Source organism: Paraburkholderia sp. SIMBA_030 (genome assembly GCF_046535245.1).
GTDB lineage: Bacteria > Pseudomonadota > Gammaproteobacteria > Burkholderiales > Burkholderiaceae > Paraburkholderia.
Map to the genome: position 1 here is coordinate 1 of NZ_JAWRXB010001808.1, position 230 is coordinate 230.

Genomic DNA, 230 nt, shown 5'->3' on the forward strand with positions numbered 1-230 from the left:
TAACGTGCTTGCGCAAAGCGGCCATGACAAGTGCCTTGCCCGAACCCGAGAACGCCTTGTGGATCAGTTCCTTCAGCAGGCTGGTTTGCAGCATGTTCTGGCTTTGCGCGGGCGCGTAGACGTGGGAACGCTCACTTTCGTCGCGCGTCAGCAGCCCCTTCGCATGCATGACCTGCATCTGGCGCAATACGCTGGCATAGGTAACGTCCGCACGTTCCTCACGCATGGCC

At 60.0% G+C, this 230-nt stretch carries 1 protein-coding gene; it reads right to left on the reverse strand.

Annotated elements, in window-relative coordinates; all coding sequences use genetic code 11:
- A partial coding sequence (locus tag SB772_RS46220) for a BlaI/MecI/CopY family transcriptional regulator (RefSeq protein WP_410839297.1) occupies window positions 1-230 on the reverse strand: 230 nt, incomplete at both ends.